Raw genomic sequence first — 24,358 nt, forward strand, 5'->3', positions numbered from 1 at the left:
CCGGACATCTTCACCACACACTTTTGCTCTTTGCTTTGCGGGCTGCACATTTCTGTGCCGAACAGCCGCGCTACTTAAGGTCACACAGATGGACATGCAATCCCGAATTCGCCAGCTTTTCCAGGCCAGCATCGACACCAAGCAACAGGCGATGGACGTACTTGCACCGCACATCGAGCAAGCCAGTCAGGTCATGGTCAATGCCTTGCTCAACGAGGGCAAAATGCTTTCGTGCGGCAACGGCGGTTCGGCCGGCGATGCCCAGCATTTTTCGTCCGAGCTGCTCAACCGCTTCGAGCGTGAGCGCCCAAGCCTGCCGGCCATCGCGTTGACTACAGATTCGTCGACCATCACCTCGATCGCCAACGACTATAGCTACAACGAAATCTTTTCAAAGCAGATCCGCGCCCTGGGTCAACCGGGCGATGTGCTGCTGGCGATTTCCACCAGCGGTAACTCGGCGAATATTATTCAAGCGATCCAGGCCGCACATGATCGTGAAATGATTGTCGTAGCATTGACCGGACGCGACGGCGGCGGCATGGCCTCGCTGCTGCTGCCCGAAGATGTTGAGATTCGCGTCCCAGCCAATGTCACCGCACGTATTCAGGAAGTCCACCTGCTGGCGATCCACTGCCTGTGCGATCTGATCGACAGCCAACTGTTTGGGAGTGAAGAATGACCGTTAACCGCCTCGGCCTTTTGGCCATTACGTTGTGCCTCGGCATCAGCGGCTGCAGCACGGCAATCACTGCGACACGTGACACCCCTATTCAGGATGACAAGGGCACCCGTACCTTCGGCAGCAAGATTGACGACTCGTTGATCGAAACCAAGGTTGAAGTCAATATCGCCAAAGCCGCCACGGACCTGGGCAACGGCGCGTCACGTATTGTCGTGACCAGCTTCAACGGCGTGGTACTGCTCGCCGGCCAAACGCCGCGCGCCGACCTCAAGGCCCAAGCCGAACAAGCTGCCTCGGCCGTACAGCGGGTCAAGAAGGTCCATAACGAACTGCAAGTGATGGACCCGATCACCCTGCTGGCCATCAGCAACGATGCCCTGCTGACCACCAAGATCAAGGCGCAGATGCTGACCGACAACGCCATCCCCGGCTCGCGGATCAAAGTCGTCACCGATAACGGCATCGTCTACTTGATGGGCCTGCTGACCCAGGCTGAAGCCACGCGCGCAGCCAACCTGGTGCAAGGTGTGTCCGGCGTGCAGAAAATCGTGAAGGTGTTCGAATACATCGACTGATGTAACCGGCAACCATAAAAAAGGGCGCCATGCATTGACTGCATGGCGCCCTTTTTAGTGACCAGCGTTTATTGGTATTGCTGGTACGGGTTGCCCTGGAACTGATTGTTCTGCTGCGGCGCTTGTTGCTGTGCGCCTGGCTGGCCGTACTGCTGGCCGGGGATCGGGCCGAGGTTAACTTCAACGCGACGGTTCTGCGCACGACCGTTCACGTCGGCGTTGCTGGCAATCGGGTTATCCGGGCCGGCACCGCGTGCGCTGAGGTTGGCACCGTTGACGCCTTGGGACGTCAGGTAGTTGGCCACGCTCTGGGCACGGCGCTGGGACAGGTCCATGTTCAACTGGCGGCTGCCGGTGCTGTCGGTGTAGCCGACGATCTGGATAGTGTTCTGGTTGAACTGCTTGAGGGAGTTGGCCAGGTTGTTCAGCGGCTGGTAGAAGCTGCTGGAGATCGCGTCCGAGTTGGTGGCGAAGGTGATGTTGCCTGGCATGATCAGTTTGATCTGGTCGCCCTGGCGCTGAACTTCAACCCCGGTATTGGCCATGCTTTCGCGCAGTTTCTTTTCCTGCTGGTCGGCGTAGTAGCCGTAACCCGCAGCGCCGGCACCCGCAACCACTGCACCGATCAGAGCGCCCTTGCCACGGTTGTTATGGTCGATGGCAGCACCCGCCAGCGCACCGGCCAGAGCCCCCAGGCCGCCGTACTTGGCGGTCTTGCTCATACCGCTGGATTCATTATTCGCCTGTCCCTGGCTGCTGCCGTCATAAGGATTAGGTGAAGCGCAGCCGGATAACAAGGCTACAGCGGTAGCGACAACAAGCAGACGACGCGGAGTGAACATGAAGAGAGCTCCTACTTTTTGCATTGTGTGGTGCAAAGGACATTGGCAATGGACCCGTGCCGAGTTTGGAACGCGACAAACGGTAAAAATTCCGCGGGTGCGCCCCGAGCTGTAACAAAACATTCGAGACTTGCGCCGCTACGGAAACCGTAGCAGAGACACGCTGAACGCGGCCTGAGTTTTTGCTACAGCGGATTGCCGTGTGAACTGTTCCTTTCACGCCCGCACAAACGGGTTCTCACGCATCTCATCCCCCAAGCGCGTATCCGGGCCATGACCGGTCACCACCGTCGCACCTTCGTCCAGCGTGTAGAGACGTTGCTTGATCGAACGCACAATCGTCGCCTGGTCCCCACCCCACAAATCCGTACGCCCTACGCCGCGCCGAAACAGCGTGTCCCCGGCGATCAGCAGCTTGGCATCGGCAAACCAGAAGCTCATCGAGCCCGGCGTGTGCCCCGGTGTATGCAGCGCAACACCACACCCACAGGCCAACTCCTCATCATCGGCCAGCCAGCGATCCGGCGACGGCACCGGAGTGTAGGGCACGCCGAACATCTGGCACTGCATCTCCAGGTTGTCCCAGAGAAACTGGTCTTCCTTATGCAGGTGCAGGGTGGCACCGGTCTTTTCCTTCAATTGACCTGAGGCCAGGAAGTGATCGAGATGGGCATGGGTGTGGATAATGCTCACCACTTTCAGCCCCAGCGCATCGAGACGTGCCAGGATCAGCTCATGGTTGCCACCCGGGTCGACCACGATGGCTTTTTTGGTAATGAGATCGCCAATGATCGTGCAGTTGCACTGCAACGGGCCGACCGGAAAGGTTTCGCGGATCAGCGCGGCTTTTTCAATATTCATCGGTGCTCCTGCGGGCTTTACGGCATATTCCGCACAGTATGGTTGACGCGGCGCCAGACCTGAAGAGCAGCGTTTTGACTCCGTGCCCGACTGCAACGTAGACCACCCAGCAGTCACGCCAGCAAGCCCATCGCCTTGGCTCGCGCCACCGCCTGGGTGCGTCGCTCCACCCCCAGTTTGCTATTGATGTGACTGGCATGGGTCTTAACGGTGTGCAGGGAGATAAACAGCTGGTTGCTGATTTCCTGGTTGGAGCAGCCTTGGGCGATCAGTTGCAGGACCGCCAGCTCGCGCGTGCTGAGGGTTTCGTGGCTGGTCATAACGTCGGGCGCCACCACCGCTGGAAGAAGCGCGAGCAGGCTCTGGTGCAGCGGACCTTGCGGGTCTTTGCCCAATTGCTCGCGCATCCAGTCCGGATACCCGTCCAACAAGCGCTGGAACGGCTGTAAAGCGCCCCCGGCGCCTGCCTCAAACGCCTGGGCCAGTACCGGCCGCGCCTTGGCTTCCTGACCGCACTCCAGCAGCAACTTCGCCTGCTGAGTCAGCGCCATCAGGGCAATCATCTGGCGCCCACTGTCGTGAGCTTGTTGCGCCAGTTCTTCGAGCCGCTCCAGCGCCGCCTGGGGTTGATGGCGGGTGGCGTCGAGGGCAGCTTGTTGCAGCCCGATATGTTGCGGCAAGTGTGGGTGGAATTCCGGTGCCGCGGCGGCTTTTTCGCCGTTGTAGGTCTGTCCCAGCCGCGTCAGCCAGGCATCCGCCAGGTCGGTACGGCCTTGGGCCAGCCACAGTTCGCATTTGATCAGGGTGATCATCGCCAGGTAGTAGATCGGTGGCACGTCCCAGATATGCATCAAGCGTTCAGCTTCGGCGAGTTCGGCGAAGGCTTTGGGAAAGTCATGGCGCCGCCCTTCAAAGCTGGCGATCACGCAATGGCCGATCAGCACGCTGATGTCGCGGCAGGCACGCGCCTCTGCCAGTCCCGCGCGCAGGTGGGCGATGCCGGCTTCAGGCTGGTTGCGCATCAACAGCAAATAGCCTTCGTAGAGCGACAGCCGCGCACGCACCGCATACAGCCGCTGCGGTGCCAGGCCGTGCAGGCGTTGCAGGCCCTGGCGCACTTCATCGAGGGCGCGCAGGATTTCGCCACGCGCCTGCAGCACCCGTGCACGGTCGTAATGGGCCAGGGCTTCGAACAACGGGTTGCCGACCCGCTGCGCCAGTTCCAGGGATTCACGGTTCAGGCCACGGGCGCGCCACAGATCGCCATCGGCGATGGCCAGGTTGGACAGGGTCGACAGACACACCAGGCGCTGGCCGTAACGCCGTTGCGGCAGGCTTTCCAGCGCCTCGCTGCAATAGCGTTGAGTCAATTCACGATCACCTCGGCCACGGGCGATAATCCCGCTCAGCGCCAGCCATTGGGCCAGCATCGACTTTTGCGCGGTGGCAGACGGCGCCGGCAGGAAGCGACTGAGGTAAGCCGATAACTCCTGAGCCGCATCCAACTGGCAGGCCAGCCCCAATGCCCAGCTGTACAGCACAATCAGGCGCGGCGTGCTGATCAGCAGACTGTCGGGCAAGTCCATTTTCCAGCGCAGCAACATGCCGACATTCTGCTCGGCCAGCAGTTGTTCTTCGGACAGGTTCTGTACCAGGTTGGCCGCCACGTCGAGGTGCCCGGCGCGCAACGCCTGCTCCACCGCCTCGTCGATCAAGCCCTGGGCGTTGAACCACCGGCATGCGCGCAGGTGCAGGCTGGCGGCCGGCAATACATTGCTGCTCGCGCGGCGGCTGCGCAGCAGGTCGGAAAACAAATGATGATAACGGTACCAGTGCCCCTGGTCGTCCAAGGGCACCAGGAACACTTGGTGGGCTTGCAGGTAACGCAGGATTTCGGCGCTGTCATGGGCTTCGCGAACGGCATCGCATAGCTCGCTGCAAAAACGGTCCTGGGGCGCGGTGTCGAACAGGAACGCCTGCACTTCGGGCGGCAGGCAGTCGATCACTTCTTCCAGCAGGTAGTCGCGAATCAGCCCTTCCCCACCGTGCAGGCCTTGCGGCAAGGCGCCGTCATTGCCAGCTTCGGAAGCCGCCAGCAGCCAAAAGCGCAAACCGGCCACCCAGCCCTCGCTGCGACGGATCAGGTTGTCGAGGGCTTCACCACTCAAGGCGCTGCTGTGGCGATCCAGTAACGCCTGGGATTCGGCATGGGTCAGGCGCAGGTCTTGCTCGTGCAACTCCAACAAATGCCGTGACAGTCGTAGGCGCGCCAGATGCCAGTCCGGACGTTGGCGGCTGGTGACCAGCACCACCAGGCCATCGGGCAAGTGGTTGAGGAAAAATTGCAGGCAACGGTCGAGCACGGGGCCCTGGGCCAGATGGTAGTCATCCAGCACCAGCAATAATGGCGCACGGGCGGACAAGTGGACGGTCAGCTCATCGAGCAGGCCATCAAGCCATTCTTCAAACGCAAAGGGTTGGTGGCGCTGGCGCATTTTCAGCAAGCCCAGTGATTGGGCGCCGAGTGCCGGAAAATAGTGCTGCAACCCTTCGAGAAGGCGCTCAAGAAAACGCCCCGGGTCGTTGTCCCGTGGGCTCAGGCCCAGCCACAGGCTTTGCCAGTGGGGCGGCAGGCCCTGGCAGAACTCCACCGCCAACGAACTCTTGCCAAACCCCGCCGGGGCGCTGACCAGCAGCAGCCGCCCTTCCAGGCCGGCGCTCAGCCGTTCACACAGGCGGGGGCGCGGCACATAGCCATCAGGCAGCGGAGGCCTGTAGAAACGACCTTCCAGGGACGGGATTACCCTACTGGCAGGCCCTTGGATTCGGGACAGATCAGTCATCGCCGGGCTCTTGTAGAAGGCTGTTGTCGGCATTGCAGATGTCCGCAGACTAGCGGTAAAAGCGGTGGGTTTGTAGATCTTTGCAACATTTGCCTGAAAAAGAACTGAGACAAGAAATATCGCCACAAACAAAAAGTGGGAGGGGGCTTGCTCCCGATAGAGGCGGATCAGTCAATGCATGCGCTGACTGTCACACCGCTATCGGGGCAAGCCCCCTCCCACATTGAGTTACTCGTGCAGCTTAGCGAACACCGTCCTGGCGCAGGGCCGCTGGGGTGAAGTCGCTGGTGGTGGCGGTGAAGCCGAAGTCATAGGCCTGTTTCTCTTCGTTCTTCATGCCCAGTGCCAGGTAACGGCCGGACTGCAGGTCGTAGAGGGTTTCCAGGGCGTACCACGGCACTTGCTTGTCGTAGTAGTTCTCGGCATGGGCCTCGGCGACGCGCCACAGTTGGCCGCGACCGTCGTAGTGATCGATCACTGCGGCTTGCCAGGTGTCTTCGTCGATATAGAAGTCACGCTTGGCATAGATGTGGCGTTGGCCTTCCTTCAAGGTCGCGACCACGTGCCAGACACGGCGCAGCTCGTAGCGTGCCAGGTCCTGGTTGATGTGGCCGGCCTTGATGATGTCGGCGTACTTGAGCTTCGGATCGTCGATCTTGTAGCTGTTGGAGGCGATGTAGATTTCCTTCTTGCCTTCCAGTTTCCAGTCGTAGCGATCCGGCGCACCGTTGTACATGTCGAGGTTGTCGGAGGTACGCAGACCGTCGGCAGCGGTACCCGGCCCGTCATAGGACACTTGCGGCGCCCGGCGCACACGGCGCTGGCCGGCGTTGTAGACCCACGCCGAACGCGGCTCCTTCACCTGGTCCAGGGTTTCGTGCACCAACAGCACACCACCGGCCAGACGTGCGGGCGCGGTCACTTGCTGCTTGAAGTAGAACAGCACGTTGCCCGGGTTCTTCGGGTCGAAGTCCTTCATCTTATCGCGGAACACGAACTGGTCGCGGAAGTACACCAGGCTGTAGGAACCGTTGGTTTGCGGCGTGGCCTGGGTCACCAGGCGGGTCACGCTGCCACCGCGATAACGGGTGATGTGGTTCCAGATAACTTCCACGCCGCTTTTCGGGATCGGGAACGGAACGGCGGTTTCAAAGTTTTCCAGGCCGTTGCCGCCCGACACCAGGTTGGTGGTGGTGGCGTTCTTCTTGATGGCGGCGAACACATCGGCCGGTACGGTAGCGCCGCGATGGGTCGGGTAGACCGGCATCTTGAAGGTTTCCGGGTAACGCTTGAACATCGCGTACTGCCCCGGTGCCAGCTTGTCTTTGTACTGCTCGACGTTTTGCGCGGTGATAGTGAATTGCGGTTGTTCGCTGGCGTACGGGTTGGCCAGGAACCCACGGGCGTCGACGGCGCCGGCGTTGGTAGGCATAGGCGACCATTTAGGGATGGTGCCCGCTGCGTTACCGGCCATTTCCGCGCCCATCGGCGTCAGGGTCGTGCCCAGCTTGGCGGCTTCATCCGCCGACACTGCCGCCATGACGTTACTCGCCAGGATCGACAGCCCAAGCACACCGACGTGCAACAGACTTTTGGTTATTTTCATGTTCTGGTCTTCCTGAAAATACAGTGTGCTTAGAAGTTGGCGCCGAAGCTCAGAGCGACGAAGTCGCGGTCATTCACCGTAGTAAACTCGCCACCAAAGAAGTTGGTGTAAGCCAGGCTGGCGGTGTAGGTGTTCTGGTACTCGGCGTCCAGACCCAGGCTGACGGCTTTGCGACCCTCTTCGAAGTTAGCGCCAGGGCCAGGAGCATAGCCCTTCACGTCATGGGACCAGGCCACATTTGGCTTGAGGTTCACACCCGCGAAAACGTCCGGGTATTCCCAGATAGCCCGACCGCGGTAACCCCAGGAAGTGGCGGTGGTGAAGCCATCGTTGTTGCAGTTGGTGCTCAAGCCGTTGGCGTTGGCCAGTCCGGCACCTTGTGCGGTAGAGGTATTCAACGCGTTACAGGCATTGTTCGGAAGTGTGCCCGGGCCAAAGACAGGGTCACGGCCGTAGCGCACGTCCGACTTGCTTTCCAGGCCACCCACATGGGTTACACCTACTTCACCCACCAGGGTCAAACGGCTGGCGCCCATGACCTGATCGAAGAAGTGAGTAAACGTGGTCTGAAACTGGCTGATTTCTTTACGACGATAACCGTGCAAATCCTGGCCTGGCGATCCATTGAGCAACGAAGCATTGCCCAACACCGGGCCGCCAAGCGGCTTCACGCCAGCAAACAGAATGTCAGTGGAGTTCAACTGCACCGGCGCGTTCGGGCGATAGCTCAACTCACCGCTCCAGGCCGTCCCGGTAGGCAAGGTGGTGGAAAAGCTCAAGCCATACAGACGGATATCTTCTGGGTACTCGATGAAGTAGTTGGAGTTACCCGCTACTACCAGCGGCGCCAATTGCCCAACCTGCGCCGCACTGGCAAACGCCGCCCGAGAAGCGCCTTGTGCACTGAAAATCGGCGCTCGGCTGTGATAGTTCATGAAGTACGCGCCGAACTCAGTGTCGAGCGGCTCGAAGTTGTAGTGCATCGCGGCGCCCCACTGACCGCTGTCACGTGCGTCACGATCAGGACCGCGTTTAACCAGGACACCTTCATTGTTGATATCAACGCCCCTGGCTGTCAGTGCAGGCAAGAACGCCGCCGGGACAGCCGAGCGCTTATTCAGCACCCTGAGGTTGTCTTTACAGCCATCGGAAACGATATCCGGCTGTGAGAAGAACGTGCCGCAGTTGTCGGTAACCGTTTGGTCCCATTCCAACTGATAGAACGCTTCTGCCGAAAGGTTATCGGTCAGCGTTTGCGATACGTAAAACATGTTGACCGGAATCAAGCCTTCCTTGATTTCGGCACCCGGACGACGGAATGCGGACACGTCGATAGGGTTGATGGAGTTGATGCCGCCGCCAATGAAGGTACTTTCACCCCAGCTCACAACTTGCTTACCGAACCGCACGTTGCCGGGCTGATCGGCAATAGAGTAGTTGTGGTAGATAAACGCATCGAGAATCTGCCCCCCAGAAGACTTGGCCCCCTCTTTGCGGTTGTTGTTGCTGATGTCCTTGAACTCGCGGCTCTCATCCTGCAGCTCGAAGTCATACCAGTACTTGCCGCGCACAAACACACCGGTGTCGCCGTATTTCAGTTCCAGGTCATGAATGCCCTTGAAGATCTTCGAGAACGTTTCGCCGCGCTTGAAGTTCAAGTGGCCGTCATCGGAGGTCTGGGACAGACCCTTGCCGCCGTTGTTGGCGCCGATCAGGTCCTGGTTGGGCTTGGCGGTACTCCAGCTCGCCCCCACAGATAGCGACGAGTCAAAACTCCCTTCGATTTCACCGATATTGAAACTGACGCCGAATGCGGGCCCGGCGAGCGTAGAGGCGAGACTGACAGCCAGGGGCAATCTTGCCCGGCGCCAGAACTGGTTTACTGAGGTCATCGACGCTACTCCATGTGCATTATTGTTATGGCAGTGAGTTTGTTCTGTGATGCTTGTAACGGCCGGAATACAACGATTCCAATGCCGCCTGGCAACTGAACCTCCATGGCCCGAAGCGACGCATCCTTGAAAAACTCTGGGTGGGACTATAGCCAGCAGGGGGTACCGCTTGATCCCTCTAAAGTGTGATTTGTATCACCAACCCGTCTGCCACAGCCCTTTCGCCATGTCGGCGAAGGCCGACGCGGCAAGGATGGCTGAAAATCGGCAAATCACAAGTAAAGGCGCAAGATAGAGCATTGCCGTGCCCGAACGGGCACGGCGAGGAGCGTCAGAGGGTGGACAGGAAGGTGCTGTTGTTGGCCTGCCATTCGATGATGTCGATACGGATACGTTTTTTGTCCAGCTTGCCGACACTGGTCTTGGGAATTTCCGTAACAACGGCGATCTGGCTCGGAATCGCCCACTTGCTCAAATGGCCCAATTCGACAAAAGGCTTGAGGTGCTCCTTGAGCTCGCGGGCCCCAATCTCATGGCCGTCACGCACCACCAACAGCGCAAACGGGCGCTCGCCCCACTGCGGATCGGCGATGCCCACCACCGCTACTTCGCGTACCGCCGGGTGACGGCTGACCAGGTCTTCGAGGGCCAGGGACGAGATCCACTCGCCGCCGGTCTTGATCACGTCCTTGATGCGGTCGCGGATATCGATCACGCCAAATGCATCGAGGGTGGCCACGTCGCCCGTGTGCATCCAACCGCCCGCCCACAGCTCGGCGCCCTTCTGCGGCTCGTTGTAATAGCCCTCGGTCAGCCACGGCGCGCGCAGGACCAACTCGCCCTGGGACTCGCCGTCGGCGGGCAGGAAATTACCCTCTGTGTCCATGATCGCCGCTTCCACCAACGGGCCAGGCACGCCGGCCTTGATGCGGTAGGTGATGCGCTCGTCCTCGGTACCGGCCATCAGCTCTTCGTTGAGGTGGGCGCAGGACACCAGCGGGCCAGTCTCGGACATGCCGTACGCGGCGGTCAGCTGAATCCCACGCGCTTTCGCCGCCTCATACAGCGTGCGGTTGAGGGCGCTGCCACCGATGACGATTTTCCAACCACCAAAATCCACGCCTTGGGCGGCCTTGGCGTTGAGCACCATTTGCAGGATGGTCGGCACGCAATGAGAGAAGGTGACCTTCTCCTTGCGCCACAGCTCCACCAGGTATTCTGGGTCGTAGCGGCCCGGGTAGACCTGCTTCAGGCCAAGCATGGTTGCGACATACGGCAGGCCCCAGGCATGCACATGGAACATCGGCGTAATCGGCATGTACACGTCGTTGGTGCCCAGCAGGCGCACGCTGTCGATGCTGCCCATGATGGTGGACACGCCGATGGTGTGCAGCACCAGTTGGCGATGGGTGAAGTACACGCCTTTCGGGTTACCGGTGGTGCCGGTGGTGTAGAAGGTGGTGGCGACGGAGTGTTCGTCGAAGTCCTGGAAGTCGTACTTCGGGCTGGCAGCGGCCAGCAGGGTTTCATACTCACCGACCAGATTGGGCAACTCGGCGGTCTTGGCTTCGCCGTCGGTGAGCAGCAGCGTCTTGTCGACGGTGGTGAGCTGCCCGGCAATGGCCTGGTAGAGCCCCACGAACTCGCTGTTGACCAGCACGAAGCGGTCCTCGGCGTGGTTCATGGTGTAAAGAATCTGTTCCGGCGACAGGCGCACGTTGATGGTGTGGATTACCGCGCCGATCATCGGGATGGCGAACATGCATTCCAGGTAACGATGACTGTCCCAATCCATCACCGCCACGGTGTCACCGGCCTTGACCCCGGCGTCGGTGAGCACATTAGCCAGGCGCGCGACTCGCTCGATCAGGGTCGGGTAGGTGTAGCGCAGTTTGTCGCGGTAGACGATTTCCCGGGTCTTCTCGTAGCGGGTTCCGGACATCAACAGGCGCTTGATCAACAACGGGTATTGGTACGCACCTTCGGCGGGCGGAATAACACGGGTCTGCAACATACGAATCCCTTTTATGACTGCATGGTCTTGGCTTGAAGACCTGCACTGTAGAGAGGATATGTTTCAGCTAAATCAGCCAAAGGAATGATTTGCAGAGGCTGGGGAATGCTAGCTTTGAGCCATTATTCAGGGACAATGGAGGTCAAATGTGGGAGCAAGCCCCCTCCCACACTGGATTGTGTTTACTTGAGAACAGCGTTTATTTCGCGCTGGTAAACGCCAACTTCACCCCAATCGCAATCAACACCGCCCCCATGGTCCGATCAAACCAATGGCCCATACGCGCAAAGCCCGCGCGCACGCGCTGTTGGCTGAACAACATCGCCACCAGGCAGAACCACAACGCCGTTGCCACCGCCAGGTACACGCCGTAACCGGCCTGGATCGCCAGCGGCGTGTGCGGGTTGATCACCACGGTGAACAGCGACAGGAAGAACAACGTCGCCTTGGGGTTCAAGCCGTTGGTGACAAAGCCTGCGGTAAACGCACCACGCGGGGTGCGCTCGCCTGCTTCGCGGTGCAACTCGCCCTCGGCGACAGGCTTGGCCGGTTGCGCGCGCAGGGCCTTGAAGCCGATGTACAGCAGGTAGGCCGCCGCCGCCCATTTCAGTGCGTTGAACAACACGATGGACTGGGACACGATCAGGCCGATACCGAGCAACGAATAGCCCACATGCAGGAAAATCGCCGAGCCCACGCCCAACGCGGTCCAGGTCCCGGCGCGGCGGCCGTGGGTCACGCTCTCACGCACCACCACCGCGAAATCCGGGCCAGGGCTGGCCACCGCCAACAGGTGAATCAGGGCTACGGTCAAAAACTCGGCGGCGTACATACTCACTCCATTAAGTAACGGATTATTTCATCTGATAGGCTCGGCAGATTACGCCTTCGAACCCTATCGCAAAAGGTACAGTTGATGACGAACAATCGCCGCGCCGTCTTCCTTGATCACCCGTCCCTGGATCTGGGCGACCTGGATCTCAGCGAGTTGCACGGCAGCTTCAGCGACTTGCAGTTGTTGACAGGCACCACGCCGCAGAATGTGGTGGAGCGCCTGCAAGGCGCGCAGGTGGCGATCAGTAACAAAATCCCACTCAACGGCGAAACCCTGGCGGCCTGCCCGGAACTCAAGTTGATCCTGGTTTCGGCCACCGGCACCAACAACATTGACCTGGAAGCCGCCCGCGCCCATGGCATCACCGTGAGCAACTGCCAGGGCTACGGCACACCGTCGGTGGCGCAGCACACGATCATGCTGTTGCTCAACCTAGCGACGCGCTTGAAGGACTATCAACGCGATGTGAGCGCCGGCAAATGGCAAGAGGCCAAGCAGTTCTGCCTGCTGGACCACCCGATTGTAGAGCTGGAAGGCAAAACCCTCGGCCTGCTGGGCCATGGCGAATTGGGCAGTGCCGTGGCACGCCTGGCCGAAGCCTTCGGGATGCGCGTGCTACTCGGCGCGATTCCTGGGCGCCCTGCCCGTGCCGACCGCGTGCCGCTTGATGAACTGCTGACGCAGGTGGACGCACTCACCTTGCACTGCCCGCTCAATGAACACACCCGCGACTTTATCGGCGCCCGTGAACTGGCGCTGCTCAAGCCCGGCGCGTTTATCGTCAACACCGCGCGCGGTGGTTTGATCAACGAACAGGCCCTGGCCGACGCTTTGCGCGGCGGCCACCTGGGCGGCGCGGCGACCGATGTGCTGAGCGTGGAGCCACCGGTCAATGGCAACCCGCTGCTGGCCGGCGATATTCCTCGACTGATCGTCACGCCCCACAATGCCTGGGGCAGCCGTGAAGCGCGGCAGCGTATCGTCGGCCAACTGACGGAAAACGCCCGGGGCTTTTTCAGCGGCGCCCCGCTGCGCGTCGTCAGTTGATAAACTGCGCCCCTTTTCAAGGAGCAGACCATGGATCCGCGCAGTGAAGTACTGCTTCGTCAGGCCGAACTTTTTCAAGGCAACCTGCTGCTGGTGGGTTTGCCCGCCGACGACCTACTGGGTCGCCTGCCCAACGCCCACGGCTGGTGCTGGCATGCCGGCGACCAGACCGCGCTCGACGCGCGCTTCCCGGAGCGCAGCCAATTCGGCGTGAACGTGCCCGAGCGTTCGTTTGATGCGGCGGTGATCTTCCTGCCCAAGTCCAAGGACCTCACCGACTACCTGCTCAACGCCGTGGCCGCGCGCCTGCCCGGCGCCGAGCTGTTCCTGGTGGGGGAGAAAAAAGGCGGTATCGAGAGCGCCGCCAAGCAGATGGCGCCCTTTGGCAAACCGCGCAAGCTCGACAACGCACGGCATTGCCAGCTGTGGCAAATCACCGTGGCCGACGCCCCGCAAGCGGTCGAGCTGGAGAGCCTGGCGCAGGTGTTCGATGTGCCGCTGGCCGAAGGGCCACTGAAGGTCGTGAGCCTACCGGGCGTATTCAGCCATGGCCGTCTGGATCGCGGCACCGCGCTGCTGCTGGAGCACCTGGATAAACTGCCCAGCGGTCATTTACTGGACTTCGGTTGCGGCGCCGGTGTGTTGGGGGCGGCGGTAAAACGTCGCTACCCGCACAACACCGTAACGATGCTGGATGTGGACGCCTTCGCCGCTGCCAGCAGTCGCCTGACCCTGGCCGCCAACGGGCTGGAAGCCGAGGTGCTGACCGGTGATGGTATTGACGCCGCGCCGATGGGTTTGAACGCGATTTTGAGCAACCCGCCGTTCCATGTCGGGGTGCACACCGATTATTTCGCTACCGAGAACCTGCTGCGAAAAGCGGCGAAACACCTGGCAAAAGGTGGCGAACTTCGCCTAGTCGCCAATAGCTTCCTGAAGTACCAGCCGCTGATCGAAGAGCATCTGGGCGTATGTGCGGTCAAGGCCGAAGGCAACGGTTTTCGCATTTACCGTGCCAAACGCGGCTGATCGCAATTTGAAAAAGAAGGCTTGCCGAATGGATTTTGCCTAGGCAGAATCCGCTCCGTCCTAGGGGAGTAGTCTCCCACGAGCGCCACGCTCGTCCGGCATACGTCAACATACTTGGTCAACAGGCCATGGCGTATGCGACCCAGGAGTCCGCACAGACGGACCGGGGTTTGACAAGACCTATGACACGCACACCTTACCCGGGGCGGGAAGGCTGTACGTGTCATAGCCGTGTCGACCCGCCCCTGGAAACCTACCTGATGCTGGATTCATTACTCGTTCCAACCGCAATCGTTGCCTTGGCCGAAATCGGCGACAAGACGCAACTGCTCGCACTCATCCTTGCCGCACGCTTTCGCAAGCCTTGGCCGATCATCGCCGGCATCGTTGCCGCGACCCTGGCCAACCATGCGGCGGCCGGTGCCGTGGGGGCCTGGTTCGGAAGTTTCTTCTCGGATGCGGTGTTGCACTGGATTCTCGCAGCCAGCTTCTGTGCCACCGCGCTGTGGACTCTGGTGCCAGACAAACTCGACGATGACGAAGCCAGCACCACGCGCAAGTTCGGGCCGTTCCTGACCACGCTGATTGCATTCTTCCTGGCAGAAATCGGTGACAAGACCCAGATCGCCACGGTGATGCTGGCGGCGCAATACCCGGAGCTGTGGCTGGTGATTATCGGCACCACCCTGGGCATGTTGATTGCCAACGTGCCGGTGGTTCTGGCGGGGAATTTCGCGGCGGAGAAACTGCCGCTGACGTTGATTCGTCGACTGGCGGCGACGGCGTTTTTTGTCCTGGCGATCGTGGCGGTGTACAAGGCCATGCAGAGCAGTGGCTGGATCTAGCTGCAAGCTTCAAGCCTCAAGTTGCAGGAAGAAGCAGTGCTTTTTCTTGCAGCTTGAAGCTTGCTACTTGTCTTTGAAGTCTTAGGACTTCTTAGCCTTCTGGTAGAGCGGCATCACCTTCGGAATCGCCGCCTGCAATGAGGCGATCCGGCTGTCAGAGGCCGGGTGAGTGCTCATGAACTCCGGTGGTGCGCCTTCGGAAGCCTTGGCCATCTTGTTCCACAGGGTTATGGCCGCGTTCGGGTTGTAGCCGGCGCGAGCCGCCAGTTCCAGGCCGATCAGGTCCGCTTCGTTTTCATTGCTGCGGCTGTTGGGCAAGGTCATGCCGTAGTTGGCCACGGTATCGGCCAGTGCCAGGCTGTCCTGGCCCAGACCGAACAACGCACCGGCACCCTGCTTGGCCATCTCGATGCCGTAAGCCTTGGACATGGCTTCGCGGCCGTGCTCACGCAAGGCGTGGGCGATTTCATGGCCCATCACCGCAGCCAGTTCATCATCGGTGAGCTTGAGGTTGTCGATCAGCGCGCTGTACACGAAGATCTTGCCGCCAGGCCCGCAGTTGGCGTTCATCTCATCGCTCTTGATCAGGTTCACTTCCCACTTCCACTGCGCTGCATCCGGGCGGAAGGTGGGCGCCTGGGCGATCAAGCGGTTGGCGATCGCCTGCACACGCTTGGCGTTGGCACTGGTCTTGTCCAGCTGGCCTTTGCTGCTGGCCTCGCCCAGGGTCTGCTGGTAGGACTGGGCGTACATCTGGTCGACTTCCTGGCTCGACAGCATGCTGAACATATATTGCTTGCGCTCAACCCCGACGGCGCCGCCGCTGGTGGTGTTGACCGACTGACACCCGGCCAGCAACACGCCTGCTGCCAATACACTTACGACCAATGATTTCTTCATCAATACACTCTCCCTGAAAAGACGCCCTGAAAACATGGCGCGTATCGTAGGCGCTCATGTGTATCAACGCCAGATACACCAGACGTGTAACCGCTGATTTTCAGACACATCCCACAAGACTCGGCAACGGTGCTTGACCAATCAGTTCAAGGCTCAAGCCGGGGTCAGGCATTCCGGCCCATTGAGCTTGGGATCATTGACCATGTTGGCCAGCACCCGCTCGCGCAACGCGACCGGCTCACTGGCCAGCAAGCCTTGCAACACATGCAAGGGCGTCTCGGGATCGAGCCAGGCGGCCTGCCCCGCTGCGTCCAGAATCAACGGCCGGCGCTGACTCTGGGCGGCCTGGGTCACCACGGCCGTACTCAGCCACACCTGCTCCTGCACCGGGTACGCCTCCCAGATCGCTGCAAAAAACAGGGTCGAGCCCTCCCCCGGCGTCAGCCAGTACGGGCGTTTGCGCTGGGTGCCGCGCCATTCGTAGAAACCGTTGGCCGGCAGCAGGCAACGGCGTTGGCGAAACGCTTCGCGAAACATCGGTTGCTCGGCCAGGGTTTCGGCACGGGCATGGGCCGGAGTGCGTGAAAGGTCCGTCAGCCAGGGCGGCGTCAGGCCCCAGCGAGCGCGGGCCAGGGTGCGCTGGCCGTCGCTCTGGCGCTGGATCAGCACCGAATCATTCGGGGAGATGTTCCACTGGGCCTGCTGGTCGGCCGGGAAGCCAGGCAAGGCAGCAAAGGTGGGGTTCCAGCGAAACAGGGCATAACGTCCACACATGGGGTAACACGACTCTTGGGTAAACCGACCGACAGCCTAACAGACCAATACGTCGGGGAAGCTGTCGGGTTCATCGCCGGGCAGGGGTTGCGCACCGATATAGGCGGTAATCAGCTCGCGGGCTTCAGCCGCCCGGTCGTTGTCCACTTCCAGCCCCAGCAGGCCGAAGATCGGTAACTCCCCCGTGCCGCCGAGCAAATGACGCCCCACCAGATGCGCATCAATGCCCTCGCTGGCGAGCATTTGCTGCAGCAACTCGCCTTCCATCAGGTTTTCCGGTTCGTAGATTCGCTGCATGGGTGTACCTGTTATTCGTTTTCACTGCGCACGAACAGCATCCACTCGTGGTCGTGCACCTGCAGCTGGAAAGTGATCGGCCGGCAACACACCGGGCAGTCCTCTATATATTCCTGATCGCCCCCGGACAGGTCCAGTAACGCCGTGACCAGCTCCCCACAATAAGGACATTCGTACGACTCCTCTTCCATCGCAGTCTCCCAAGTGACTTGTGCGTATAATCGCCGGTCTATTTACAGGGTTATAGATCGGCTGAGCCCATTACTCAGGCCGCACCCTGGTATTTCCTCTACTTACCCTAGCCGTTTCTAACAAGAGAGCATGATGGGCGAATTCGATACCATCCGACCTTACAACGACAGCGAAGTCCCGGCAGTGCTGGCCAGGCTGTTCAGTGACAAGGCCTTTCTGGACATCCTGACCCACTTCCGCTTCCCGCGCTTTGCCGGCGCCCTGGGTTGGCTGCTCAAGCCGATGATCGCGCGCAAACTGCGCCGTGAGTTCGCCGGCGTCACCACCGTGGCCACGCTGCAGGACAAAGTCGAGTATTACGTCGACCATACCATTGACCGGGCGACCGACGGCGTGACCTACACCGGCGTGGAACAGCTCAAGTCGGGCACCGCCTATGTGTTTTTGGCCAACCATCGCGACATCGTGATGGACCCGGCCTTCGTCAACTACGCCGTGTACCACGCCGGCCTGCCGACACCGCGCATCGCCATCGGTGACAACCTGCTGCAAAAGCCGTTTGTCAGCGACCTGATGCGCCTGAACAAGAGCTTCATCGTGCACCGCTCGATCACCGGGCGAAAGGAGAAGATGGCGGCGTTCAACCTGCTGTCGGCCTACATCAACCATTCGATCCGCAACGACTGTCAGTCGATCTGGATCGCCCAGGCCGAAGGCCGCGCCAAGGACGGGGATGACCGCACCGAGTCGGCGATCCTCAAGATGTTCCATGTCAGCCGCAAGGACGAGCCGTTTGCCGAGGTGATCCAGTCACTGAACCTGACGCCGGTGTCCATCAGCTACGAGTACGACCCGTGCGATGCCGCCAAAGCACGTGAGCTGTATATTCGCGCCACCACCGGCACCTACGTCAAGGCACCGGGCGAGGATGACGTCAGCATTGCCCTGGGCATCACTGGCTACAAAGGCCGCGTACATATCAACTTCGCAGCGCCGATTACCGAGCGCTTCGAAGACACCAAAGTACTGGCCGTGGAAATGGATCGGCAGATTCTCGGCGGCTATCGGCTGTTCCCGGTGCACTACCTGGCGTACGCCCAGTGGAGCGATGCCGACCCGCAGTTGCAGGTGCCGAAGGCGGCCGACGTGTTCCCGGCCGATGAACTGGCCAAGGCGAAGGCAGAGTGGGAGCGGCGCTTGAACGACTGCCCGGCCGAGCACCGGCCGTTCCTGGTGGTGCAATACGCGACACCAGTGCGCAATCAGTATCGGGTCAAGGCTGGAATCCCGCTGTAAGCACCGATCAAGAAAATGTGGGAGGGGCAAGCCTCCCTTCCACATTGGCTCTGCGTTTTTTTAGATTCGGGTGCTGAGCCAGGAAATAGCCAGCGCCAGTCCAAGACAGGCGAACCCTACGCGGTAAGCCACACGATTCGCCCGCTCGGTGCGCACATCCAGAAACAGCATGGGCTGGTCAATCGCGCGCTCTTCACTTTGCGCAGCCAGCTCAGCCATGGCGCGTTGTTCGCGCAGGCGGGTAATGAACAGCAGCGCTGCACCTGGGCAGGCCACCAACAAAGCCACAACATTGATCAACAGTGCGGGCAGCGCCATCGCAAACCTCGGGTGAAACAGTGTCTGGGTATCGGTTCAGATACAAACCTGAACGATAGTGGCCTCCAGCGCCAAAACTTCTCCATCCCCCATGGACGGTCAATGTATCCAGTAATTTACGCCGTCACCTGAACGTCACCTTAACAAGCCACTCTGTTGCCCTTCGTACATTCAGGAGCTTGTCATGCTGCATGCGCACAACCAGGATCGGCTGTATCTGATTGCCCAGAGCGACGAGCAAGAGGCGCTGATCGGCGGCCTGGCGTTCAACGTGCAGGACCGCCATTGGCTGGTGTATTGCGCCCTGGCCGGGCACCAGCATGCAGACTCGCCGGAGGCCGATCTGTTGACGGGGGTGAGCATGCTGGATTTCTGTATCGACACTGCCGCGTGAAACTGAAGGCATAAAAAAACCGGGCTCATCGCTGAGCCCGGTTTTTTATTGGAGCGATTACTGCGAGCTGAGCAATGAACCGATGCTTGGATCCTTGAACAGGCGGGTCAAGGCGTCACTCAGGACATCGCTGACCAGCTTGGTGTTGGTTTCCTGGTTCGGCGACATGCCGAAGCGCTGGTTCAGCGACGCGCCGTACCGGCCGCTATAGCGACGGGTGCCAGCGGTGACGTCAGACTTGAACGTTGCGCCGATAGCCGCTTCAGTCACATACAGGCCTTCCTTGGGCGACTGGTACTTCAGCTCAGCCAAGGTGATGGTCAACTGCGGAGCGCCTGGGGCGTTGGGGCTCGGCGTGAAGCCCAGCAGGCGCACGGCGGCTTCAGCCTGGGCTTGCAGCTTGGGCAGCACGTCCTGGCCGGTCACCGAGATGAGCGCGGTCTCCGGGTACAGGCCTCCGCGAGAGCCCAGGGTCGGCGACGGACGACCGTCCACCACACGCACCGACACCGGCTGACCGTGACCCACCGGGGCCAACTGCGTGGTGAGCTTCGGTTGCGGGCTGAGTTGTTGCGGGCTGTTGGCGCAGCCAACCAGGGTCAAACTGGTCACAGTGATCAAACCGAACAACAGGCGTTGCAACATGCGCTTCTCTCCAGAAATCAGGTACCGACAGGCGGGCAGTATAGCGGGGCGCCCCCGCAGGGAACTAGCGTCAGTTACAACCTATGACCCGTCGCCCCGGCGGCGGTTCGTTGTCACCGATATGTAATAGCCGTTACATCGGCTCGTCATCCCCGACAGGCATGCTTGGCCCCAATCTCAGGAGGTCTATCGCCATGCGTTTTCTCTGGTCGCTGTTTATGCGCAAGCCCGCCCTTCGCCAGTTTGCCCTGCTCGATGCGCAAGGCCGTTGCCAGGCCTTCAAAGAGTGCTGCCAGCCTCCCAGCGGCGAAGGCTGGGTGGAAATCGAAGAAATTCGCCTGAGCTGGATGCATCATCCATTGCCGGCCCGCGCCCGTGTAAGCCCACGCCCTGTGCGGTCGTCCCGCCACCTGCCGTTGGCCGCCTGACCGAAGACCTAATAAAAGTCATAAAACACGCCCATTTGTCTGACGTTCTTCGCTACAATCTCCCCCCGATTATAAGGACGTCTCCTGATCGGGCCTCGCAACACCGTTAATGCCACGGCATTAACCCCCAAGAATCGCCCACAGAGAGCCGCCCACACAGATCGAGTGAAGCTGGCGCGCTTGCTGTTTCCTTTGCAAACACCCGCCTTTACCGAATCTGCCAGAGCTGCCATTGCGCTCGGCCACTTGAGTTGTTTGCCCGTTTTGCCGCATGTCGGCAGAGGTTTGCGGGCCAGGTGCCAGGCCGCGGTAGCCCTTTTTTGAGGTTCACGTCTTCAAAAGAGCGTGAAAAAAACGGGTTTTCACAACTTCACAAGAGTGTGGCGAGCAAATGAATAGTTTGGCGTTTGTACAAGCACCATCAGCGTCTGGAACAGCCCAACCACACAGGCCCGAGTACTCCGCAAACACCGGAGCTTGAGCCTGTCCGCTACGGATTGATTGCACGAATCGCACGCTTTGACCATAAGTCGAATTGCCACAGGCGCCCATGAATGCGTTCATAGGCAGATCAGGCTGGCAGGAAGCGTGTGCTGAAGTTGCAAAGAATTGCGAAACGGACATGGCGATCCTGGCCATGGGTAACCTGGGGCAACACGTGAACCGCCCCGTCACTCCTGGCAGCCATGCCGTCAATTTGGTGCTGCAGATTTTGGAGACGCGTTAAATGGCGCATAACGAAGCAGTCGACGTAGTACTGGTAGGGGCCGGCATCATGAGTGCCACCCTGGCCGTACTGCTCAAGGAGCTCGACCCCGGCCTCAAGCTGGAAGTCGTTGAGCTGATGGATTCGGGTGCCGCGGAAAGTTCCAACCCGTGGAACAACGCCGGCACCGGCCACGCCGGGCTGTGTGAGCTGAACTACACGCCGCAGGCCGCCGATGGCTCCATCGACATCAAGAAAGCCGTGCACATCAACACCCAGTTCGAGGTGTCGAAGCAGTTCTGGGCGTACCTGACCAAGAAAGGCACCTTTGGCTCGTCCAAATCCTTTATCAGCCCGGTGCCGCACCTGAGCTTCGTACAGGGCGAAAAAGGCGTGGACTTCCTCAGGAAGCGCTTTGAATCCCTCAGCCAGCACCATGCATTTTCGGACATGCACTACACCGAAGACCGCAACGAGATGGCCGAGTGGATGCCGTTGATGATGCCGGGCCGCCCGCTCGACGAAAAAATCGCTGCCACCCGCGTGATGAACGGCACCGACGTCAACTTCGGCGCCCTGACCAACCAGTTGCTCACTCACCTGACCAGTTCACCGGACGCCCAGGTCAAGTACAGCAAGCGCGTGACCGGCCTCAAGCGTAACGGCGCGGGCTGGACTGTAAGCATCAAGGACGTCAACAGCGGTAACAGCCGCGAAGTGGATGCCAAGTTCGTGTTCCTCGGCGCCGGTGGTGCGGCCCTGCCGCTGCTGCAGGCCTCGGGCATCGAAGAGAGCAAGGGCTTTGGCGGTTTCCCGGTCAGCGGCCAGTGGCTGCGTTGCGACAACCCGGAAGTGGTCAAGCACCACCAGGCCAAGGTCTACAGCCAGGCCGCCGTGGGCTCGCCGCCGATGTCGGTGCCGCACTTGGACACCCGCGTAGTCGACGGCAAGAAATCCCTGCTGTTCGGGCCATACGCCGGTTTCACCACCAAGTTCCTCAAGCACGGCTCGTTCCTCGACCTGCCGCTGTCGGTTCGCGCCGGCAACATCGGCCCGATGCTGGCCGTGGCCCGCGACAACATGGACCTGACCAAGTACCTGGTCAGCGAAGTGATGCAATCGATGGAGCAGCGTCTGGAATCCCTGCGTCGTTTCTACCCGCAAGCGAAAGCCGAAGACTGGCGCCTGGAAGTGGCTGGCCAACGGGTTCAGATCATCAAGAAAGACCCGAAAAAAGGCGGCGTGCTGCAATTTGGCACCGAGCTGGTCGCGGCCAAAGACGGCTCGCTGGCGGCACTGCTGGGGGCATCCCCAGGCGCTTCGGTGACCGTTTCGATCATGCTGGAACTGATCGAGCGTTGCTTCCCGCAGAAAGCTGCCGGTGAGTGGGCCACCAAGCTGCATGAGATCTTCCCGGCGCGGGAAAAAGTCCTGGAGACTGATGCTGAGTTGTATCGCACGATCAACGCGCAGAACAACATCAGCCTGGAGCTGGTTGAACCTGCCGCCGAGACCGGTAGGAGCGAGCTCGCTCGCGAAGATCGTTAACGATAACGCAGCGCATCTGGTTTAACGTGGCGTTCTCTGGTTTTTCGCGAGCAAGCTCGCTCCTACAGTAAAAAGCAAAAACGCCCCGCTCTCACGATGAGAACGGGGCGTTTTTTTGCCCGGAAGCATCAGCCGCGGGCGTTGTCGATCAGCTCGATGTACTCGGCGGCGTTGCGCTGGTCCTTGATCAGGTCGACGAAGGTCTGACCGTGTTCATCCTTGCCATCCAGGTCCAGGCCGGCCTCCTTGAAAAAGCCCAGGAAGCGCTCGAAATCGTCGATCCGCAGGCCACGGTAGGCCTTGATCAGTTTGTGCAGGGACGGGGAAGTCGCGTCAACCGGCTCAAAGTCCAGGAACAACTTGATCTGATCGTCGCCGATCTCGTCACCAATCACCTGTTTCTTATCTTTACGCATTACCGACTCCAGCCAGCAGACATTTACACGGGATTTGAAGTCTACCTGCGAGGCGCAGGCTTCGAAAGCGCTGAAGAACCGCGCCTCCCACATTTGGATCTTCAGTATTTTTTGCTATTTGGTACGAACAGCACCGGTATGCAAATCCGCCCAGATATGCCCATTGGCATAACTGAGGAACTGCACATACACCGTGTCATTGCGCAGCAGGTCGACGATCACCCGGTATTGGGCAACGGGGTAAGACAGGGTCAGGGTCTTGGTCTTATCGTCGAACACCGGCTTTTTCAGGCTTTTGCTTTCGGCATCGAAGTTGAGCACCACCTGGTTGATGGTCGCGCCTTTGTTCAGGGGCTTGCCCTTGAGGCGGATCATCAGCGGTGAGGTCACCGGAATCGGTTGCTGGTTGGATTGACGCTGGTTGCCCACCACCACAGTGTATTCGGCGACTTGCAGCAACTGCTGCTGGTCCGGCGTTTCGGCGCGCAGGGCCAGGTCATCAGCCGGCAGGAATTGGTTGTGCATCGGCGCAGGAGCAGCGGCCAGGGGCAAACTGAGGGTCAGCGCCAGGGTGGCGCAGGTGCGTATCAACAGGTTCATGGACAGCTCCAGACGCAGGGGCCAAGCACGATAGCATGACACCCTGCGCCGGAGCCCGGATCACATGCCTTTGACGGCGTAAATCCCATTGGCGTTGCGCCAGTAGCCTTTGTAATCCATGCCGTAACCGAAGATGTAGCGATCAATGCACGGCAGGCCGACGAAATCGGCCTTCAACTCGGGGCGTGCCTTGCGGTCGTGGTCTTTGTCGATCAGCACGGCAGTGTGCACCTTGCGTGCGCCGGCATGTTTGCAGAAGTCGATGATCGCACCCAGGGTGTGACCCTCATCGAGGATGTCGTCGATGATCAACACGTCGCGGTCGATGAACGAAACTTCCGGTTTGGCTTTCCAGAACAGGTCGCCGCCACTGGTTTCGTTGCGATAACGGGTGGCGTGCAGGTAGGACGCTTCCAGCGGGAATTGCAGATGCGTGAGCAATTTTCCGGCGAAGATCAGCCCACCGTTCATCACGCAAAAGACCACTGGGTTGGTGTCGGCCATTTCGCGGGTGATGTGGGCGCCGACCTTGGCGATCGCTGCTTCGACTTGCGCTTCGGTGTACAGGCAATCAGCCTCACGCATGATTTGACGGATATGCTCAAGATCAGCGGACATGGCGCTCTCCAAGGGGGTGCTGTGGCAAGAAAAGCGGGCGAAGGTACGCTTCTCATGCGTTCCGAGCAAGCCTTAATGGACTAACGTACTAGATGTCTATAGGACAACACCCTCGGATAGATTAATCTAGGCCGGTTTTTTTGCCCGCCGCC

25 protein-coding genes and 1 riboswitch are annotated in these 24,358 nt (G+C 60.2%); of the genes, 9 read left to right on the plus strand and 16 right to left on the minus strand.

What is annotated here, in order from left to right:
- Positions 1 to 88 precede the first annotated feature (88 nt).
- Both J1G35_RS00645 and J1G35_RS00650 read left to right on the plus strand, forming a co-directional pair.
- A complete protein-coding gene (locus J1G35_RS00645) occupies positions 89 to 682 on the plus strand; it encodes a phosphoheptose isomerase (RefSeq protein ID WP_007904374.1) in 594 nt (197 codons plus the stop codon).
- On the plus strand, positions 679 to 1,260 hold the full coding sequence (locus tag J1G35_RS00650) for a BON domain-containing protein (protein ID WP_027604770.1): 582 nt from the start codon (positions 679 to 681) through the stop codon (positions 1,258 to 1,260). The genes J1G35_RS00645 and J1G35_RS00650 overlap by 4 nt, the downstream gene beginning before the upstream one ends.
- A 68-nt stretch (positions 1,261 to 1,328) precedes the next feature.
- On the opposite strand, the gene J1G35_RS00655 is transcribed toward J1G35_RS00650, so the two are convergent.
- The 7 genes from J1G35_RS00655 to J1G35_RS00685 form a co-directional block, all read right to left on the minus strand.
- Complete coding sequence (locus tag J1G35_RS00655) at positions 1,329 to 2,102, minus strand: OmpA family protein (protein ID WP_053131457.1); 774 nt, start codon at positions 2,100 to 2,102, stop codon at positions 1,329 to 1,331.
- A 216-nt stretch (positions 2,103 to 2,318) separates the two neighbouring features.
- The gene (locus J1G35_RS00660) at positions 2,319 to 2,963 is read right to left on the minus strand and encodes an MBL fold metallo-hydrolase (protein ID WP_223012938.1); all 645 of its coding nucleotides are present in this window, start codon (positions 2,961 to 2,963) and stop codon (positions 2,319 to 2,321) included.
- A gap of 113 nt (positions 2,964 to 3,076) precedes the next feature.
- Entirely contained in the window at positions 3,077 to 5,806 is a 2,730-nt protein-coding gene (locus J1G35_RS00665; RefSeq protein WP_223012940.1) for a LuxR C-terminal-related transcriptional regulator, read from the minus strand.
- Between the two features lie 241 nt (positions 5,807 to 6,047).
- Entirely contained in the window at positions 6,048 to 7,412 is a 1,365-nt protein-coding gene (locus J1G35_RS00670; RefSeq protein ID WP_053131466.1) for a DUF1329 domain-containing protein, read from the minus strand.
- 29 nt (positions 7,413 to 7,441) lie between these two features.
- On the minus strand, positions 7,442 to 9,304 hold the full coding sequence (locus J1G35_RS00675) for a DUF1302 domain-containing protein (protein ID WP_223012942.1): 1,863 nt from the start codon (positions 9,302 to 9,304) through the stop codon (positions 7,442 to 7,444).
- Between the two features lie 331 nt (positions 9,305 to 9,635).
- Positions 9,636 to 11,318 (minus strand): fatty acid--CoA ligase, encoded by a 1,683-nt coding sequence (locus J1G35_RS00680; RefSeq protein ID WP_053131473.1) that lies wholly within the window; start codon positions 11,316 to 11,318, stop codon positions 9,636 to 9,638.
- A 199-nt stretch (positions 11,319 to 11,517) separates the two neighbouring features.
- On the minus strand, positions 11,518 to 12,150 hold the full coding sequence (locus J1G35_RS00685; protein ID WP_223012944.1) for a LysE family transporter: 633 nt from the start codon (positions 12,148 to 12,150) through the stop codon (positions 11,518 to 11,520).
- Positions 12,151 to 12,234: 84 nt separating this feature from the next.
- On the opposite strand from J1G35_RS00685, the gene J1G35_RS00690 reads away from it, so the two are divergent.
- The 3 genes from J1G35_RS00690 (at position 12,235) to J1G35_RS00700 (ending at position 15,074) form a co-directional block, all read left to right on the plus strand.
- The gene (locus J1G35_RS00690; RefSeq protein WP_053131479.1) at positions 12,235 to 13,200 is read left to right on the plus strand and encodes a 2-hydroxyacid dehydrogenase; all 966 of its coding nucleotides are present in this window, start codon (positions 12,235 to 12,237) and stop codon (positions 13,198 to 13,200) included.
- A 30-nt stretch (positions 13,201 to 13,230) separates the two neighbouring features.
- On the plus strand, positions 13,231 to 14,229 hold the full coding sequence (locus tag J1G35_RS00695; protein ID WP_053131482.1) for a class I SAM-dependent methyltransferase: 999 nt from the start codon (positions 13,231 to 13,233) through the stop codon (positions 14,227 to 14,229).
- 51 nt (positions 14,230 to 14,280) lie between these two features.
- A riboswitch (yybP-ykoY riboswitch) is annotated at positions 14,281 to 14,400 on the plus strand.
- Between the two features lie 89 nt (positions 14,401 to 14,489).
- The gene (locus J1G35_RS00700) at positions 14,490 to 15,074 is read left to right on the plus strand and encodes a TMEM165/GDT1 family protein (protein WP_005784895.1); all 585 of its coding nucleotides are present in this window, start codon (positions 14,490 to 14,492) and stop codon (positions 15,072 to 15,074) included.
- 81 nt (positions 15,075 to 15,155) lie between these two features.
- Here the strand turns inward: J1G35_RS00700 and J1G35_RS00705 are convergent, their stop codons facing one another.
- The 4 genes from J1G35_RS00705 to J1G35_RS00720 form a co-directional block, all read right to left on the minus strand.
- Entirely contained in the window at positions 15,156 to 15,974 is an 819-nt protein-coding gene (locus J1G35_RS00705) for a M48 family metallopeptidase (RefSeq protein ID WP_053131485.1), read from the minus strand.
- A gap of 153 nt (positions 15,975 to 16,127) precedes the next feature.
- Positions 16,128 to 16,748 (minus strand): SOS response-associated peptidase, encoded by a 621-nt coding sequence (locus J1G35_RS00710; RefSeq protein WP_053131489.1) that lies wholly within the window; start codon positions 16,746 to 16,748, stop codon positions 16,128 to 16,130.
- Between the two features lie 36 nt (positions 16,749 to 16,784).
- A complete protein-coding gene (locus J1G35_RS00715) occupies positions 16,785 to 17,045 on the minus strand; it encodes a DUF2007 domain-containing protein (protein ID WP_053131492.1) in 261 nt (86 codons plus the stop codon).
- A gap of 11 nt (positions 17,046 to 17,056) precedes the next feature.
- Complete coding sequence (locus tag J1G35_RS00720; protein ID WP_223012946.1) at positions 17,057 to 17,236, minus strand: CPXCG motif-containing cysteine-rich protein; 180 nt, start codon at positions 17,234 to 17,236, stop codon at positions 17,057 to 17,059.
- Between the two features lie 133 nt (positions 17,237 to 17,369).
- On the opposite strand from J1G35_RS00720, the gene J1G35_RS00725 reads away from it, so the two are divergent.
- A complete protein-coding gene (locus J1G35_RS00725) occupies positions 17,370 to 18,533 on the plus strand; it encodes a 1-acyl-sn-glycerol-3-phosphate acyltransferase (protein ID WP_172681463.1) in 1,164 nt (387 codons plus the stop codon).
- Positions 18,534 to 18,593: 60 nt separating this feature from the next.
- Here J1G35_RS00725 and J1G35_RS00730 read toward each other — a convergent pair whose 3' ends face one another.
- Positions 18,594 to 18,851 (minus strand): hypothetical protein, encoded by a 258-nt coding sequence (locus J1G35_RS00730; RefSeq protein WP_223012948.1) that lies wholly within the window; start codon positions 18,849 to 18,851, stop codon positions 18,594 to 18,596.
- 184 nt (positions 18,852 to 19,035) lie between these two features.
- Here J1G35_RS00730 and J1G35_RS00735 point away from each other — a divergent pair, with 184 nt between their 5' ends.
- Positions 19,036 to 19,245, plus strand: a complete 210-nt coding sequence (locus tag J1G35_RS00735) for a hypothetical protein (protein ID WP_053131506.1) — start codon at positions 19,036 to 19,038, stop codon at positions 19,243 to 19,245.
- A gap of 57 nt (positions 19,246 to 19,302) precedes the next feature.
- Here the strand turns inward: J1G35_RS00735 and J1G35_RS00740 are convergent, their stop codons facing one another.
- On the minus strand, positions 19,303 to 19,890 hold the full coding sequence (locus tag J1G35_RS00740; protein ID WP_053131509.1) for a YajG family lipoprotein: 588 nt from the start codon (positions 19,888 to 19,890) through the stop codon (positions 19,303 to 19,305).
- Positions 19,891 to 20,084: 194 nt separating this feature from the next.
- On the opposite strand from J1G35_RS00740, the gene J1G35_RS00745 reads away from it, so the two are divergent.
- Both J1G35_RS00745 and mqo read left to right on the plus strand, forming a co-directional pair.
- Positions 20,085 to 20,318, plus strand: coding sequence for a hypothetical protein (locus J1G35_RS00745; RefSeq protein ID WP_223012950.1), 234 nt, complete (start codon positions 20,085 to 20,087; stop codon positions 20,316 to 20,318).
- Between the two features lie 727 nt (positions 20,319 to 21,045).
- Complete coding sequence (gene mqo, locus J1G35_RS00750) at positions 21,046 to 22,572, plus strand: malate dehydrogenase (quinone) (protein WP_223012952.1); 1,527 nt, start codon at positions 21,046 to 21,048, stop codon at positions 22,570 to 22,572.
- Positions 22,573 to 22,700: 128 nt separating this feature from the next.
- Here the strand turns inward: mqo and J1G35_RS00755 are convergent, their stop codons facing one another.
- From J1G35_RS00755 to J1G35_RS00765, 3 genes are all read right to left on the minus strand, one after another.
- A complete protein-coding gene (locus tag J1G35_RS00755; RefSeq protein WP_003188614.1) occupies positions 22,701 to 22,988 on the minus strand; it encodes a PA4642 family protein in 288 nt (95 codons plus the stop codon).
- 114 nt (positions 22,989 to 23,102) lie between these two features.
- Entirely contained in the window at positions 23,103 to 23,588 is a 486-nt protein-coding gene (locus tag J1G35_RS00760) for a hypothetical protein (protein ID WP_053131517.1), read from the minus strand.
- 60 nt (positions 23,589 to 23,648) lie between these two features.
- On the minus strand, positions 23,649 to 24,206 hold the full coding sequence (locus J1G35_RS00765; RefSeq protein ID WP_027604797.1) for a hypoxanthine-guanine phosphoribosyltransferase: 558 nt from the start codon (positions 24,204 to 24,206) through the stop codon (positions 23,649 to 23,651).
- Positions 24,207 to 24,358: the final 152 nt, after the last annotated feature.

Origin of the sequence: Pseudomonas sp. SH10-3B, assembly GCF_019891415.1 — a bacterium.
In the GTDB taxonomy this organism is placed as follows: Bacteria; Pseudomonadota; Gammaproteobacteria; order Pseudomonadales; family Pseudomonadaceae; genus Aquipseudomonas.